13 protein-coding genes and 1 pseudogene are annotated in these 14980 nt (G+C 68.9%); 7 read left to right on the forward strand and 7 right to left on the reverse strand.

The annotated features are described in order from the left end of the window. A pseudogene (locus tag ACFXN1_RS42645) lies at positions 1-443 on the reverse strand (hypothetical protein); the annotation flags it as partial. A 111-nt stretch (positions 444-554) separates the two neighbouring features. Between ACFXN1_RS42645 and ACFXN1_RS42650 the strand changes: the two are divergent. Further along, complete coding sequence (locus tag ACFXN1_RS42650; protein WP_379444560.1) at positions 555-2171, forward strand: FAD-binding protein; 1617 nt, start codon at positions 555-557, stop codon at positions 2169-2171. A gap of 21 nt (positions 2172-2192) precedes the next feature. Here ACFXN1_RS42650 and xdhC read toward each other — a convergent pair whose 3' ends face one another. The 3 genes from xdhC to ACFXN1_RS42665 are packed head-to-tail and all read right to left on the reverse strand — an operon-like array spanning position 2193 to position 6830. Next, the gene (gene xdhC / locus ACFXN1_RS42655) at positions 2193-3011 is read right to left on the reverse strand and encodes a xanthine dehydrogenase accessory protein XdhC (RefSeq protein ID WP_379444584.1); all 819 of its coding nucleotides are present in this window, start codon (positions 3009-3011) and stop codon (positions 2193-2195) included. A 1-nt stretch (position 3012) separates the two neighbouring features. Further along, entirely contained in the window at positions 3013-5382 is a 2370-nt protein-coding gene (gene xdhB / locus ACFXN1_RS42660; protein WP_379444562.1) for a xanthine dehydrogenase molybdopterin binding subunit, read from the reverse strand. Next, positions 5379-6830, reverse strand: a complete 1452-nt coding sequence (locus ACFXN1_RS42665; RefSeq protein WP_379444563.1) for a xanthine dehydrogenase small subunit — start codon at positions 6828-6830, stop codon at positions 5379-5381. Before ACFXN1_RS42665 ends, xdhB begins: the two co-directional genes overlap by 4 nt. A gap of 397 nt (positions 6831-7227) precedes the next feature. Between ACFXN1_RS42665 and ACFXN1_RS42670 the strand changes: the two genes are divergently transcribed. Further along, a complete protein-coding gene (locus ACFXN1_RS42670) occupies positions 7228-8619 on the forward strand; it encodes a nucleobase:cation symporter-2 family protein (protein WP_379403058.1) in 1392 nt (463 codons plus the stop codon). A gap of 4 nt (positions 8620-8623) precedes the next feature. On the opposite strand, the gene ACFXN1_RS42675 is transcribed toward ACFXN1_RS42670, so the two are convergent. Next, entirely contained in the window at positions 8624-9631 is a 1008-nt protein-coding gene (locus tag ACFXN1_RS42675; RefSeq protein ID WP_379444586.1) for a bile acid:sodium symporter family protein, read from the reverse strand. 83 nt (positions 9632-9714) lie between these two features. Here ACFXN1_RS42675 and ACFXN1_RS42680 point away from each other — a divergent pair, with 83 nt between their 5' ends. The 3 genes from ACFXN1_RS42680 to ACFXN1_RS42690 all read left to right on the forward strand — a co-directional run bounded on the left by ACFXN1_RS42680 (position 9715) and on the right by ACFXN1_RS42690 (position 12305). Continuing rightward, positions 9715-10584 carry a LysR family transcriptional regulator gene (locus ACFXN1_RS42680; RefSeq protein ID WP_379444564.1) on the forward strand — a complete coding sequence of 290 codons (870 nt, stop codon included), beginning with the start codon at positions 9715-9717 and terminating at the stop codon, positions 10582-10584. Positions 10585-10752: 168 nt separating this feature from the next. After that, a complete protein-coding gene (locus tag ACFXN1_RS42685) occupies positions 10753-12000 on the forward strand; it encodes a glycosyltransferase 87 family protein (protein WP_379444566.1) in 1248 nt (415 codons plus the stop codon). A gap of 110 nt (positions 12001-12110) precedes the next feature. Next, the gene (locus ACFXN1_RS42690) at positions 12111-12305 is read left to right on the forward strand and encodes a hypothetical protein (protein WP_354841682.1); all 195 of its coding nucleotides are present in this window, start codon (positions 12111-12113) and stop codon (positions 12303-12305) included. Positions 12306-12326: 21 nt separating this feature from the next. On the opposite strand, the gene ACFXN1_RS42695 is transcribed toward ACFXN1_RS42690, so the two are convergent. Continuing rightward, the gene (locus ACFXN1_RS42695; protein WP_379403054.1) at positions 12327-12665 is read right to left on the reverse strand and encodes a winged helix-turn-helix transcriptional regulator; all 339 of its coding nucleotides are present in this window, start codon (positions 12663-12665) and stop codon (positions 12327-12329) included. Positions 12666-12734: 69 nt separating this feature from the next. On the opposite strand from ACFXN1_RS42695, the gene ACFXN1_RS42700 reads away from it, so the two are divergent. Together ACFXN1_RS42700 and ACFXN1_RS42705 are read left to right on the forward strand one after the other, a co-directional pair. After that, entirely contained in the window at positions 12735-13061 is a 327-nt protein-coding gene (locus tag ACFXN1_RS42700; protein WP_213557582.1) for a hypothetical protein, read from the forward strand. A 7-nt stretch (positions 13062-13068) separates the two neighbouring features. Beyond that, positions 13069-13710 carry a cysteine hydrolase family protein gene (locus tag ACFXN1_RS42705; RefSeq protein ID WP_379444567.1) on the forward strand — a complete coding sequence of 214 codons (642 nt, stop codon included), beginning with the start codon at positions 13069-13071 and terminating at the stop codon, positions 13708-13710. Here the strand turns inward: ACFXN1_RS42705 and ACFXN1_RS42710 are convergent. Then, on the reverse strand, positions 13694-14968 hold the full coding sequence (locus tag ACFXN1_RS42710; protein ID WP_379444569.1) for a cytochrome P450: 1275 nt from the start codon (positions 14966-14968) through the stop codon (positions 13694-13696). The two genes, ACFXN1_RS42705 and ACFXN1_RS42710, sit on opposite strands and share 17 nt — an antisense overlap. Positions 14969-14980: the final 12 nt, after the last annotated feature.

The raw sequence follows: 14980 nt of genomic DNA on the forward strand, positions 1-14980 counted from the left end.
CCTCTGCCTCCCGGGACAGTCGGATACGTCCGAGTATCCGTTTCCCTACATGTTCGTTGCTCACACGTAAGTTGTACATGTTCGACCGTCGACATCTGCACCGCCCAGATCACGTCGGCGAGCTTCTCGACGCAGAGTTCGTCGGCGGTGCGGCCGTAGCGCGGGAAATACAGCTGGACAGTCGGAATCCAGTCCGGCGCACCGCCGGGCAGGCGTTTCTGGTGGACCTTGCCGCCGGGCAGGCCCTTCGGGAAGCGGTGCAGCATGCACGGCCGGTCCCGCAAGGCGTTGACGATCCCGCCGCCGACGCTCAGGTAGTACTGCACCAGGTCGAGCTTGGTCGCCCCGGTCTCCGGGAAGTACACCCGATCCGGATTGGACACGCGCACCGTGTGTTCGCCGACCGGCACCTCGATCGCCGGTGCGGCTGACTTGCTGGCCACCCGTCCGACGGTAACCGGCCTTCCGGTCATCCGCGACCGGCTCGCCGCGAACCACACACCTAACTAGAACACGTTATAGTTCACCTCGCTGGGATTTCTTCACTCGGGAAGGTGGGCGCAACGGTGCGGACCTGGGACTCTTCGGCCGATGTGGTGGTGGTCGGATACGGCGGCGCGGGTGTCGCGGCGGCGCTGGCCGCGCGGGAGTCGGGCGCCGACGTGCTCGCCCTGGACCGCTACCTGGGCGGCGGGGCGACCGCGCTGTCCGGCGGAATCGTGTACGCGGGCGGCGGCACCTGGGTGCAGCGCGCGGCCGGAGTCGAGGACGACGTGGAGAACATGCTCGCGTATCTGCGCGCCGAGGTCGGCGACACCGTGAGCGAGCGGACACTGCGCAGGTTCTGCGAGGAGTCGCCCGCACTGATCGATTGGCTGACCGGGCACGGGGTGCCGTTCCAGCCGTCGCTGTGTCCCTTCAAGACCTCGTACCCCACCGACGACTACTACCTGTACTACTCGGGCAGCGAAAACTCCGGCGGCTTCCGGGAATTGGCGCGACCGCGGCAGCGCGGGCATCGCGCGCACGGACGCGGCGTGTCCGGCAAGAAGCTGTTCGGTCCGCTCGCCGAGTCGGCGGCGAAACACGGAGTGCGCGTTCGAACCGGCACCCGGGCAACGCGACTCGTGGTCGAGGACGGCCGGGTGGTCGGCATCGAGGCGACCACGATCAGCGGCGCGCCCGCGGCGGTGCAGCGCAGGTTCGCCGCGCTGGCCCGGATCTCGGCGAAACCCGGTGTGTACCACCAGGGCTTGCGCAAGGCGGTGCAGGCGCTGCTGGCCCGCATCGAGCGGCGCTACGGGACGCCGGTGCGCATCCAGGCGCGGTCGGGGGTCATCCTCACCACCGGTGGCTTCATTGCCAATGGCGCGATGGTCGCCGAGCACGCGCCCGACTATCCGTGGGCCGAGGGCCTGCCGCTGGGCACCGCCGGTGACGACGGCAGCGGTATCGCCATGGCCCAGGCGGCGGGCGCGACCACCGGTCGCATGGACGCGCTGTCCACCTGGCGTTTCATCGCCCCGCCGAGTGCCTACTTCGGCTCGATCGCCGTGGATGCCAACGGGCAGCGCATGATCGACGAGTCCCGCTACGGCGCGGCCCTGGGCGCGGCCATCGCCGCCAGTCCGGGGCATCGGGCCTGGCTGCTGGTCGATGCGCGGCTGGCCGCCGAGGCGCGCCGCCAGATCGGGAAGCAGTCGGTGTGGTTCCAGCGCATGCAGGCCGAGCGGCTGCTGCGGTTCGGCAGCGTGACCGGCCGGACCGTCGAGGAGGTCGCGGCCCGGGCCGGTATCGACCCGGCGGCCCTGCGCAAGACCGTGGACGCGCACAATCGCGCCATCGAGCAGCAGCTGCCCGACCCCATGGGCAAGCCCGACGACATCCGCCACCCGTTGCACGCGGGACCCTTTGCGCTGCTGGATATCTCGTTCAAGTCCTGGCTGACCTACCCGATGCCCATGCTCACACTGGGCGGGCTGCTGGTGGACGAGGAGACGGGCGCGGTCCGCACCGAATCCGGTGCGGCCATCCCGGGTCTGTTCGCGGCGGGCCGGGCCGCGGTCGGGGTGTGCTCGAACTCGTACGTGAGTGGCCTGTCCCTGGCCGACTGCGTCTTCTCGGGCCGCCGCGCCGGCACCCACAGCGTGGAGCTGGCGGCCACGCACTGACCCCGGCGGCCGGCCGCGGCGTCAGTCGGTGGTGCGCGCTCCGAGTTCGAAGGTGTGCAACAGATCCGCCGCGACGCTCACCGCGATGACGGCCGGTTCCTTCCCGGTGATATCGGCCAGCCCGATCGGAGTCTTGATGCGGCCCAGGGCTTCCGGCGAATGACCGCCCTCGGTGGTGAGCCGCTTCCGGAACCGCGCCCACTTGGCCGGGGATCCGATCAGGCCGATGGTGCCGAGGCCGTCGGCGCGCAGGGCGGCATCGCAGAGGGCGGCGTCCTCGGCGTGATCGTGGGTCATGATCAGGATGTGGGTGCCGGGCGGCAGCCGGTCGAGGACCTGCTCCGGCAGCAGCGGCGTGTGATGGGTATGGACCCGGGCGATGGCGTCGTCCAGCGGCGCGAGCCGTTCCCCGGTGAGCACATCGGGCCGGGAGTCGATCAGGTGCAGGTCGACATCCTGACGGGCCAGGATGCGGGCCAGTTCCAGCCCGACATGACCGACCCCGAAGATCGCCACCGCCGGGCGCACCGGCAGCGGCTCGAGCAGCACGGTCACCGTGCCGCCGCAACATTGGACGCCGTGCTGACCGACGACCTTGTCGTTGAGGGCGAATTCCATCAGCTCGGGCTCGGCGTGCGGTTTCGCGATCAGCTCCCGGGCGCGCTCGACGGCGACGGCCTCGACATTGCCGCCGCCGATCGAACCCCAGATATCGGACTGTCCCACCACCATTTTCGCGCCCGCCCGGCGCGGCGCATGGCCGCGCACGGACGCCACCGTCACCAGGACGCCGGGTTCCCGCCGGTCGCGCAGGCGCGCGACCGCGGTCACCCAGGTCATGTCACGCACGGGCGGAAACGCTTTCCTCGGTGGCGAATTCGCGGGCCCGCCGGGCCGCGTCGAGGGCCCAGTACACCGCCTCCGGCGTGGCGGGTGAGCCCAGCTCGACGCTCACCCCGTCCGGTCCGAAGGCCGCAGCGGCCTGGCGCAGCGCCTCGCGCACCGAGAACGCCAGCATGAGCGGCGGCTCACCCACCGCCTTGGACCCGTACACCACGCCCTCCTCGTGCGCGTGCTGCAGCAGGGTGACATTGAAGACCTCGGGCATCTCCGAGAAGCTGGGCAGCTTGTAGGTGCTCGCCGCCTGGGTGAGCAGCCGCCCGCGGCCGGGTCCGTCACCGGTGTCCCAGCGGATGTCCTCGAGCGTCAGCCAGCCCGCGCCCTGCACGAAACCGCCCTCGATCTGGCCGATGTCGATGAGCGGGGACAGGCTGTCGCCGACATCGTGCACGATGTCGACGCGGCGGATGTGGTATGCGCCGGTGAAGCCGTCCACCTCCACCTCTGCGGCGGCGGTGCCGTAGGCGAAGTACTTGAACGGCGAGCCGTGCATGGTCTTCGCATCCCAGTGCAGACCCTCGGTGCGGTAGAAACCGGCCGCGGACAACTGAACTCGCTGCAGATAGGCCGTCCGGCACAGGTCGTTCCACTCGACGACCGGGTCACCGGGCCCCAGGGCGCGGGCGACGCCGTCGGCGATGCGGACGTCGGAGGCATGCACCCCCAGCCGGGCCGCCGCCACCTGCAACAGGCGTTCGCGCAGTTGCTCGCAGGCGTTCTTGATGGCCGCGCCGTTCAGGTCGGCCCCCGAACTCGCCGCGGTCGCGGAGGTGTTGGGCACCTTGTCCGTTCGCGTCGGCGCGAGCCGCACCTTGTCCAGCGGGATGCCCAGCGTGGTGGCCGCCACCTGCAGCATCTTGGTGTGCAGGCCCTGCCCCATCTCGGTGCCGCCGTGATTTATCAGCACCGACCCGTCCTTGTAGATCAGCACCAGCGCCCCGGCCTGGTTGAAGGCCGTCATATTGAACGAGATGCCGAACTTGACGCCGGTGACGGCCAGCCCGCGCTTCACGTGCGGATGCGTCGCATTGAAGGCCGCGATCTCCCGTGTGCGCGTGGCGATCTCACCGCGTTCGAGCACCTGGTCCCAGGTGGCGGTGATGCGTTCGGGGTGGCGCACCTGCTGCCCGTAGGGGGTGGACTGCCCGGCACGGTAGAAGTTGCGGCGGCGCAGTTCCATCGGATCCAGGCCGAGCAGCGGCGCGCACCGGCCCAGCAGGTCCTCCATGACAAGCATGCCCTGCGGACCGCCGAAGCCCCGGAAGGCGGTATTGGAGGGCTTGTTGGTCTTGGCGATGCGACCGGTGAAGCGCGCGTTGGGAATCCAGTACAGGTTGTCGACATGGCAGAGCGCGCGGGCCAGCACCGGTTCCGAGAGGTCCAGGCTCCAGCCGCCGTCCGAGGTCAGGGTGGTGTCCAGGGCCTGAATGTGCCCGTGGGCGTCGAATCCGACCCGCCACTGCGCGTGGAATCCGTGCCGCTTGCCGGACATGGTCAGGTCCTGGGTTCGGTTGAGCCGCAACCGGACCGGACGCCCGGTGAGGGTCGCGCCGAGCGCCGCGATGGCCGCGAAGCCGTGCGGCTGCATCTCCTTGCCGCCGAATCCGCCACCCATGCGCAGGCATTGCACGGTCACCTCGTGACTGTGCAGCCCGAGTACGTGGGCCACGATCTCCTGGGTCTCCGACGGATGCTGGGTGCTGGACTGCACGAACACCTGCCCGCCCTCGTCGACATGCGCCAGGGCGGCATGGGTTTCGAGATAGAAGTGTTCTTGATCGGAGAAGTGGATTTCACCGGTGAACACGTGCGCCGAGGCCGCGAACCCGGATTCCAGGTCGCCGCGCCGCACCTGGGGATGCGCGCCCTGGAAGCTGCCGGCCGCCACGGCTTCCTCGATCGTGATCAGCGAGGGCAGCGGCTCCAGTTCCACCTCGACCGCCGCCGCGCCCAGCCGCGCGGCCTCCAGCGTCTCGGCCAGCACCCAGCAGACGGCGTGGCCGTGGAAGCAGACCTCGTCGGGGAACAGCGGCTCGTCGTGCTTGACGCCGGCATCGTTGATGCCGGGGACGTCCGCCGCGGTGAGCACCCGCACCACACCCGGCACTCGCAGCGCGGGCGCGGTGTGCAGGGCGGTGATGCGCGCGTGCGCGTGCGGCACCTGTACCGGATACGCGTGCAGTACATCCTTGGTGCGGTACACCAGGTCGTCGGTGTAGAGCGCGGCCCCGGTGACGTGCAGGGCGGCGCTCTCGTGCGGCAGCGCCACACCCACCGCGGGATTCTCGGGTCGTTGCGACAGGTGGCTCATGACAGCACCCCCGCGGGTTCGGTGGTCTCGGCGAACAGTTTGCGCAGGCTCTCCCCGAGCATGGCGCTGCGATACCGCGCGCTGGCGCGGTGATCGTCGAGCGGCGTGCCCTCGTCCCGCAGCACCTGCGCGGCCGCCATCACGGTCGATTCGGTCCAGGGCCGGCCCACGAGGGCCGCCTCGGTGTCGTAGGCGCGCACCGGGGTGGCGGCCACACCACCCAGCCCGATGCGCGCGGTTCGGACCAGACCATCCTCGATGTCGAGCGCGAAAGCCACTGCGACGCTGGAGATGTCGTCGAAGCGGCGCTTGGCGATCTTGTGGAAGGCGGTCACCGGCGCCAGCGGCAGTGGAATCCGGACGGACTTGATGAGCTCGTCCGGCCGCCGCACCGAGCACCGGTAGCCGGTGAAGTAGTCGGCCAGCACGACCTCGCGCTCGCCGTCGGCATCGGCCAGCACGACCGACGCCGCCAGCGCCAGCAGCACCGGCGGCGCGTCGCCGATGGGCGAGCCGGTGCCGAGGTTGCCGCCCAGGGTGGCCGCATTGCGGATTAGCCGGGAGGCGAACTGCGGGAACAACTCCGACAGCAGTGGCACCCGCCCGGCCAGGCGGCGTTCGATCTCGGTGAGGGTGAGCGCGGCGCCCAGCTCGATCCGGTCCGTACTGATGGTCAGCTCACGCAGTTCGGGCAGCTGATCGACGGCCAGCGTGTACTCCGCCCGCTGGCCGCGGAGGTTCACCTCGACGCCCAGGTCGGTGCTGCCCGCCACCACCGTGGCGTCCGGGTGCTCGCGCAGCAGCCGGAGCGTGTCGGCGAGAGTCGCGGGCCGGACGAAACGCTGCCCACTGGAACTGAAGTCGGTCGCCACCGGTTCCGGCGGGTCGGAGGCGAGCCGCCGGGCCAGTTCGTCGTCGGCCTCGGGCTCGCCCACCGCGAAGGCGGCATCGCGGATGGGCCGGTAGCCGGTGCACCGGCACAGATTGCCGCTGAGCGCGTGCAGATCGAAGCCATTGGGACCGGTCTCGGCATGCGCGCAGTCGGGTGCGATCTCGTCGAGCGGCCGCCGATCCGGCCGGTAGTACTCCGCGGCCATGCTGCACACGAATCCCGGTGTGCAGTAACCGCATTGCGATCCGCCGCGCACCGCCATCTCGCGCTGCACCGGATGCAGCCGCTCGGGGCCGCCCAGGCCCTCGGCGGTGACGATCTCCTGCCCGTCCAGCGCGACGGCGGGCACCAGGCAGGCATTGATCGCCACCCATTCGGTCGGCTCGGCCACTCCCGGCCGGGCCACCAGCACCGAACACGCGCCGCATTCGCCTTCCGCGCAACCCTCCTTGCACCCCGTGAGCCCGAGCTCCCGGAGAAAGTCCAGCAGAGAGGTATGCGGCGCGGCGGGAGAAATCGTCGTGGTCTTCCCGTTCACCGTCATGAAAATTGCCATTGCAGGCTGCCTTCTACGTCGAGTGCACTATCCAGTGTTCGCGGATTAATTCCGCTCGTCGAGAAAGCCGTGCCTCAGCAGCCGTGCGCCACGCGGCCGGGCACCCACACCGTCCGGTGGGCGAGGCGACGCAGGTCGGAATTGGTGGACATCCGGTCGCCTCCTGCCTGTGACCACGGGTTACGAGGCACCGAACCTACGTCGCGGCACAATATTAGGTCAACACGAAGGGCCGCGGGCCGCGGGATTCTGTAGGAAAATACGAAGGCGGCCGGGAGGCGCGCCGAACCGGCTGGACAATCGAACAATCTGCTGCGGGACAGGTATTTCCTGCGCCATCATTCGGGTCGTGGTCGCGGCCTGTTCGGGCCGTTGTTCACGCGTTCCAGGAGGCATCATGCAAATGCGCTTTTCGCGCCCCTCCCGTAAACCCGATATCGGCGTCGCCCGGCCCCGGCATCCGGTCGACGAAATCCCGCCGCCCCCACGATTGGCGCTGCTGGGCCTGCAGCACCTGGCGATCATGTACGCGGGCGCGGTCGCGGTGCCGTTGCTCGTCGGCGGGGCGCTGAAACTGCCGGCCCACACCATCGGCCTGCTGGTGAATGCCGATCTGCTGGTCTCCGGCATCGTCACCATCATCCAGTCGGTCGGCATCGGCCGGATTCTCGGTGTCCGGCTGCCGGTGGTCGCGGGCGCGACCTTCACCGTGGTCTCGCCCATGATCCTGATCGCGCAGCAGTTCGGCGGCGGCGAGGCCGGGCTGCCCACCGTCTACGGCGCGATCCTGGTGTCGGGCGTGTTCGGTCTGATCATCGCCCGCTTCTTCGCCAAGGTGGTGCGGTTCTTCCCGCCGCTGGTGTCGGGCTGCGTGATCTGTGTGATCGGGCTGTCGCTGATCGGCGCGGACGCCGGGCTGATCGCCGGCGACGACCCGAAAGCGGCCGACTACGGCCAGATTTCGCATATCGCGCTGGCCGGGCTGGTGATCGCGCTGATCGTGGTGATCCACCGGTTCGCCCGCGGGCTGATCGCCCAGCTGGCCGTGCTGATCAGTGTCGTGATCGGCACGCTGGTGGCGGTGCCCATGCATCTGGTCGACATGTCGGCGGTCGGGTCCTCGGGCTGGTTCGCGATCTCGCGGCCGTTCATCTTCGGCGCCCCCGAGTTCCATCTCGGCGCGATCATCTCCATGTGCGTGGTCATGCTGGTGACCTTCACCGAATCCACCGCCGATATGGTCGCCGTCGCCGAAATGGTCGACAAGCAGCTCGAGCCCGCGGACCTGGGACGCGGCCTGGCCGCCGACGGACTCTCCGCGGTGCTGGCCGGATTCATGAACTCCTTCCCCGACACCGCCTTCGCCGAGAATGTCGGCCTGGTCGGGCTGACCGGCGTGCGCAGCCGCTGGGTGGTCGCGGCCTGCGGCGGCATGCTGGTGGCGCTGGGGCTGGTGCCCAAGGTCGGCAGTGTGGTCGCGGCACTGCCGGGTCCGGTGATCGGCGGCGCGGCCACGGTCATGTTCGCCATGGTCACCGCGGTCGGGCTGCGGGTGCTGCACAAGGTCCAGTTCGAGGGCACCAGCAATATGCTGATCATCGCGGTCACGCTGTCGGTGGCGCTGCTGCCGGCGGTGGCCCCGAACATCTACACCAAGTTCCCGGCCGACTTCCAGATGATCGCGGGCAGCCCGATCACCTCGGCCGTGATCGTGGTCTTCGTGCTCAATCTGGTCTTCAATCACTGGGGTGCGAGCAAAACCGGCACACCCGTGAACGAGGCGCACTGACCGATCACACCGGTTCCACTGCACCGCTGGGTAACTCGGCTTCCACCGGGTCCGCCCGGCGGGCATAGCGCTGAGCCAGAGCCGCGCAGGTGAAGAGCTGGATCTGGTGGAAGATCATGAGCGGCAACACGATCAGACCGACCGGATGCCCGGCGAACAGCACCGAGGCCATGGGCAGGCCGGTGGCGAGGCTCTTCTTGGAGCCGCAGAAGGTCAGCACGATGCGGTCCGCGCGGGAGAAGCCGAGTAGCCGGCCACCCAGCGTGGTCAGAGCCAGCACGGCGGCCAGCAGGGCCGCGCAGACCAGCACCGTGGACACCAGCACCCGAGCCGACAGTCCGTGCCAGATGCCGGATGTCACACCGGCACTGAACGCCGCGTAGACGACCAGGTAGACCGAGCCTCGATCCACCGTCTTGGTGGCGGCCGGATGGCCGAGCACCCAGCCCAGGCGGGGGCGCAGCAGCTGCCCGGCCAGGAACGGCAGCAGCAGCTGGACCACGATGGCGAGCACCGCCGACGGTGAAACATGCACGCCCACCGTGGTTTTCATGCAGACCATCACGAGCAGCGGGGTCGCGAGAACGCCGATCAGATTCGACAGTGAGGCGCTCACCACCGCGCCCGCCACATTGCCCCGGGCCATCGAGGTGAAGGCGATGGAGGACTGCACCGTCGAGGGCACCAGGCACAGGAACAGCACACCGGTGTACAGGTCCGGGGTGAGCACGCTCGGCACCAGCACCCGCAGGGCCAGGCCCAGCAGCGGGAAGATCACGAAAGTGGCTGCCAGCACTCCGGAGTGGAGTCGCCAGTGCCGCAGTCCGGCCAGGGCCTCACGGGGTTCCAGGCGGGCGCCGTAGAGCAGGAACAGCACCGCGATGGCGATCTTGGTGGCCCAGTCCAGCACCTCGGCCGCGTCCCCGCGCGCGGGCAGCAGGGCGGCCAGCGCCACGGTGGCGAGGATGCCCAGCATGAAGGTGTCGATGCGGAGTTTGGCGAGGAGCTGCACGTTTCGACGGTAGGAGCGCGGACGCTGATCGCGATAGTCGTTCGATCCGATATCTCTCATCGGGATACGTGATAATTACCGGCATGTTCGAACCCGAGCTGCTACGCACCTTCCTGGCCGTGGAGCGGGCCGGCGGCTTCACCGCCGCGGGCCGTCAGCTGGGCCTGCGCCAGTCCACCGTGAGCGGCCATATCGCCCGGTTGGAACAGGCCGCCGGGCGGGAGCTGTTCCGCCGCGACACCCGCAATCTGGCGCTCACCGCCGACGGCGCGGCCATGATCGGCTTCGCCCGCACCATCCTCGACGCGCAGGCCCAGGCCCAGGCCTACTTCTCCGGTTCCGCCCTCACCGGCCTGGTCCGGCTGGGCACGTCCGACGATGTGATGGCCCGCGCGCTTCCCGACATCCTGGTGGAGTTCCAGCGCACCCATCCGGGCGTGGATCTCGAGCTCACCGTCGGCCTGAGCGAGACCCTCAAATCCCGCATGGCCGCAGGCGAACTCGACCTGGTCTTCGGCAAACGGCTGCCGGGCGAGCGGCACGGCACTCTGCTGTGGCGGGACCGGCTGGTGTGGGCGGGGCGTTCGGCCACAACGGAATTCGAGGATCCTGTGTCCTTGGTCACCTATCCGGAGCCGAGCCTGACCCGGCAGCAGGCGTTGCGCGCGCTCGAGCACGCGGGCCGCACCTGCCGGGTCGCGTGTGTCAGCGACAGCCTGCTCGGACTGCGGGCGGCGGCCCTGGCCGGGCTCGGGGTGATCGCGCATGCGGCGGGTGTGCTGCCCGATGGGCTGGTCCCGCTCACCGACCCCCGGCTCCCCGAATTGGGGGAACTGGATTTCGTTCTCATGCACCGCCGCACCCGGCTGGCGGATCCGGAGCAGGCGCTGGCCGACGCAATCATCGCCAATGCGCGCCGCCTATCACTCCAGACCACACGGTCGGGCATGTGACCGCACCGCTCGCCGTGGACGGTAGGGTGCTGAGAATCCGAATTCGCGCTACGCAGAGCGCGGATCGGCCGGCCGATGGCCGGCAGCGTCAAGGCGGGTGGGCTGAAGCGTTCGTGTTCAGCATTTCTCGAGCCCGGCAGGTTGTATCGCACATCCGAGGTGGGTCTGGTGTTGATCGGTGCAAGGACGAACGACAGTGCTGTCATTGCGGATTCCGGTGGGCCACCGCCGGTATGGAGCAGAACGACGCTGATCGTGCTGGCCTTCGGTGCGGTGCTGTCGCTGGTGCTGATCTTCACGACCGCGGATCCGTGGCTGGACCAGGTGGGTTTTCTGGCGGGGGGCTTCGACGTCCACGTCTATCGGGACGGCGCGTGGAAGATCTACCACGGCCATCCGCTCTACACCGAGACGACGCATCGCGGCCTGTCCTACACCTACACGCCGTTCTCCACGCTGATGTTCCTGCCGATCCTGATGGTGCCGTGGGGCTACGTCACGAATTCCTGGCTGGCACTGAACATTTGCGTGCTCTACGGCTGTGTCCTGTTGTGCTGGCGCGTACTCGGCCACCGCCTCACCTGGCGGCTCGCCGGAATCAGCGCTCTGCTGGCGGCGACGGCCATGTTCCTGGAGCCGGTGCGCACCACGCTGTACTACGGCCAGATCAACCTCGTCCTGATGGCGCTGATCCTCTGGGACTTCTCGCGCCCGGAGGGCAGCCGGTTGCGCGGCGTGGGCACCGGGCTGGCCGCGGGCATCAAACTGGTGCCGCTGTATTTCGTGGCGCAGTTCCTGGTGCTGCGGCAGTGGCGGGCGGCAGTGGTGGCCGCGACCACCTTCGTCATGACGATCCTGGTCGCCGGCGCCGTCCTCCCGTCCGATTCGAAGCAGTACTGGACCAGGACGTTCTTCCAGTCGGACCGCATCGCTCCCGACACCCAGCCGGCCAATCAGTCGCTGCGAGGCGTGATCGCGCATCTCTCGGGCCATCAGGTGCCGCAGTGGCTGTGGCTGCTGATCGCCGTCCCGGTCGCGGTCGGCGGCCTGCTGCTCGCTGCGGCGCTCTACAGCCGCGGCGAGAGACTGCTCACCGTCACCACCGCGGGCCTGACCTCGTGCGCGGTCTCCCCGTTCTCCTGGAACCACCACTGGGTCTGGTTTCTGCCGCTGTTCGTCTACCTGATCAACCGGGCCGCGTCGGAACCGCGTTGGTGGTCGGCGGCCGGTTTCCTCTACCTGACCACCGGCGCCTGGGCCTACCACTGGACCGATCGCTGGGTGGTGGTCGGCTGGTTCCTGTTCCCGCCGTCCTGGCCGATCTCGCAGATCCTGCTGAACTGCTATGTCATCGTCTACGTGGTCATCCTGGGCGGCCTGATCGCCTGCCTCCGGCGCTCCCCCGATCGCGGATAGGCAACCGACCGGTCGGCTATTGGGCCGCATCCGTTATGGAAGAGATGCCGAGGGTATATCCGAATCAGGCCCAGGATGGGAATCCCTCTCGCGCATACCTTTCGCGAGCGATGACCGAGGAGGACGCCATGAAGGAGCCGGTGTGCATCGATTGCTGGCGGCGTGACAACCTCACCTTCGCCCAGCGGCTGGACCCCGCCTTCATCAAGCCGGGGCCGAAGTACCGGTGCGCCATGCACCGGGCGCAGTGCGAGGCGGACGGCATCGGACCGGACCACACCGAGCGCACCGACCGCGCCGCCTGACGAACCCGGACGCGGGGCGCGTCACGGCGTCTCGATGACGAGACCCGTTCGCGCGCTCCGCTTCTCACCCCACTCGTAGAGCGCGGTCAATACCGGGACCAGACTCCACCCCTCGTCGGTGAGGTCGTACTCCACCTGCGGCGGCACAGCGGGAAACACCGTGCGCCGCACCAGCCCATCGGATTCCAGCTCCCGCAACTGCTGAACCAGCATCTTCTCGCTGGTGTCCGGCATGAGCCGCCGCAACTCCCCGTACCGCCGCACCCCCTCCTTGAGGTGCGCCAGAATGACCGCCTTCCATTTCCCCCCGATCAGATCGACGGTCACCTCGACCGGGCAGTGGTAGCGCTTGGTTGGCATCTCGCCTCCGGTACTTACCGAAAAGTGCGTTCTTGTAACACTGTAATCATGGGACTTTCATGAATTCCCATGAAGGTCATTACATTCGATCGATTCAAGCCCGGCGTCACGCTGGAGACCATCACCCCGTATCTGCCCGAGGAGGTCGCCAATGTGTGGCGGCTGTGGAAGGCGGGCATCGTGCGGGAGAACTATGCCCGCGCCGACGAGCCGGGCGTGGTCATCGTGTTCGAGGTCGACAGTGTCGAGGAGGCACAGCGATACGTGAACGACTTCCCGCTCACCAAGAAGGGGTTCCTGGAGTGGACGTATGTGCCGGTCACGGCACCGCTGCCGATCGAGGCGCTGATGGACGCCTCGGTGGATGTCGCGGAACCCTACGACCGCACCCGGTGAGGCCGTCATGCGACAAGCCTACGGACTGACCATTCCGCAAACCGTCGAGGACGCCTGCCACCCGGAGCGCATGGCGCTGCTGATCTACGACATGCAGGTCGGCATCGTGGGGCAGCTGCCCGACGGCGAGAGCATCGTGAAGTCCTGCGTGCGGTTGCGGGATGCGGCGCGGGCGAACGGTTTCCGCGTCTTCTACACCCGGCACATGTCGATTCCTCCGGCGGCGGCGGGGATTTCGCAGTTGCGTACCGCCATGGAGTGGCAGCACGTGGACGATCCGGCCGAGGTGCGGGCCGCCTTCGCACAGGGCTCGCCGCAGTACCAGTTGGTGCCCGAGCTGTCCCCGGGTCCGGACGAGGTCGTCTTCGACAAGATCACCATGTCCGCCTTCGCCGGGACGCCGCTCGATATCGCCCTGCGGGACTTGGGAATCGGCGCGTTCGCGGTGGCGGGCATCGCCATGGAGGTCGGCATCGAACCCACGGTGCGGCACGCCACCGACCTCGGCTACCTGCCCATCGTGGTGACCGACGCCTGCGGTGCGGGCCATGCCGAGGCGGCCGAACGCTCGCTGGCCGGACTGGCCTTCGCGGGCGGTTCCCGCACCATCGACACCGATGCCCTGAGCGCGCTCATGAATCGCCGCTAGCGGGCAGAATCTCGGTGTAGGACAACGGGATCGCGGCCGGTCCGCGCAGCGTGACGTGTTCCCTGTACGGCGGACGCTCGCAGTCGAGCCGGGGTTCTCGCACGCGCCGCGCGAATCGGGTGAGGGCGATGTCGGCCTCCAGCCGGGCCAGCGGTGCGCCCAGGCAGAAGTGCTGGCCGAGACCGAAGGCCAGGTGCCGGTTCTCGCGGGCCGGGTCGAAACGGCCGGGCTCCGCGAAGACCTCCGGATCGCGGTTGGCGGCGGCGAGCAGCATGATGATCATGTCGCCCGCCGCGATCTCGATGCCCGGCAAGGTAATCGGGTCGCGGGCGATGCGCGGAACCAGTTGAACCGGCGGGTCGTAGCGCAGGGTCTCCTCGATCACCGGCCCGGCAAAGGGTGCGGCGGTACGCAGGATGGCCAGATGGTGACGGTGATGCAGCAGCGCCAGGGTGGCATTGGCGATGAGGTTGACGGTGGTCTCGTGACCGGCGATCAGCAGTAGGCCGCAGGTCGCGATGAGCTCCTCGTGGGACAGCGCGTCGCCGGATTCCTCAGCGGCGATGAGCGCCGAGAGCAGGTCTGCGCCGGGCCGCCGACGCCGTTCGCGCGCCAATTGTTCGAAGTAATCGTGCAATTCGTTGTTCGCACGTACCAGCTCGCCCGGATCGGGGCGGCCGGCCGTCGCGGTGCCCGACACCGGATCGAGGGTGCGGGCGAGCACGGTCGACCATGCCCGCAGACGCGGCTCATCCGCGAGCGGCACGCCCAGCAATTCGCAGATCACCGTGATCGGCAGCGGGTACGCCAGATCTGCCACCACGTCGAGGTGCCCGCGCTCGGCAGCCCGGTCCAGCGCGGCATCGGCGATGGCGGTGATGCGCGGCGCCATCGCGTGCACGACCGCCGGGGTGAACGCCTTGGCGACCAGCCGCCGCAACCGGGTGTGATCGGGGGCGTCCCGGAAGAGGAACGAGTGGGTTCCCGCCAGCTCCCCCGCCCGCTCGCCGGCGAGATCGTGGGTGGGTGTGGGCCCCAGCGGCAAGGTCGCATGCCGACGGTCCACCACGGCCGCCGAATGCCGCAGCACTGTCGCGCAATCCCGGTAGGAGGTCAGCACGATCACCGGCCCGGCACCGAGCCGCACCGGCCCGTGCTCGCGCATGCTGTCGTAGAGCGGATACGGGTCGGCCCTATTGGCCGGATCGAGCAACCCGGCGAAGAAGCCGGGTGTGGCCGAGGAGGACGCGGTGGTCATGAGTGCCGCCTG

Source organism: Nocardia sp. NPDC059154 (assembly GCF_042755705.1).
In the GTDB taxonomy this organism is placed as follows: Bacteria; Actinomycetota; Actinomycetes; order Mycobacteriales; family Mycobacteriaceae; genus Nocardia.

Bases quoted from the DNA above. Each gene is read 5' to 3' on its own strand.
- xdhC (WP_379444584.1), bottom strand. From the start codon at position 3,011: ATGACCTGGGTGACCGCGGTCGCGCGCCTGCGCGACCGGCGGGAACCC.
- xdhB (WP_379444562.1), bottom strand. From the start codon at position 5,382: ATGAGCCACCTGTCGCAACGACCCGAGAATCCCGCGGTGGGTGTGGCG.
- ACFXN1_RS42665 (WP_379444563.1), bottom strand. From the start codon at position 6,830: ATGGCAATTTTCATGACGGTGAACGGGAAGACCACGACGATTTCTCCC.
- ACFXN1_RS42670 (WP_379403058.1), top strand. From the start codon at position 7,228: ATGCAAATGCGCTTTTCGCGCCCCTCCCGTAAACCCGATATCGGCGTC.
- ACFXN1_RS42680 (WP_379444564.1), top strand. From the start codon at position 9,715: ATGTTCGAACCCGAGCTGCTACGCACCTTCCTGGCCGTGGAGCGGGCC.
- ACFXN1_RS42690 (WP_354841682.1), top strand. From the start codon at position 12,111: ATGACCGAGGAGGACGCCATGAAGGAGCCGGTGTGCATCGATTGCTGG.
- ACFXN1_RS42695 (WP_379403054.1), bottom strand. From the start codon at position 12,665: ATGCCAACCAAGCGCTACCACTGCCCGGTCGAGGTGACCGTCGATCTG.
- ACFXN1_RS42700 (WP_213557582.1), top strand. From the start codon at position 12,735: ATGAAGGTCATTACATTCGATCGATTCAAGCCCGGCGTCACGCTGGAG.
- ACFXN1_RS42705 (WP_379444567.1), top strand. From the start codon at position 13,069: ATGCGACAAGCCTACGGACTGACCATTCCGCAAACCGTCGAGGACGCC.
- ACFXN1_RS42710 (WP_379444569.1), bottom strand. From the start codon at position 14,968: ATGACCACCGCGTCCTCCTCGGCCACACCCGGCTTCTTCGCCGGGTTG.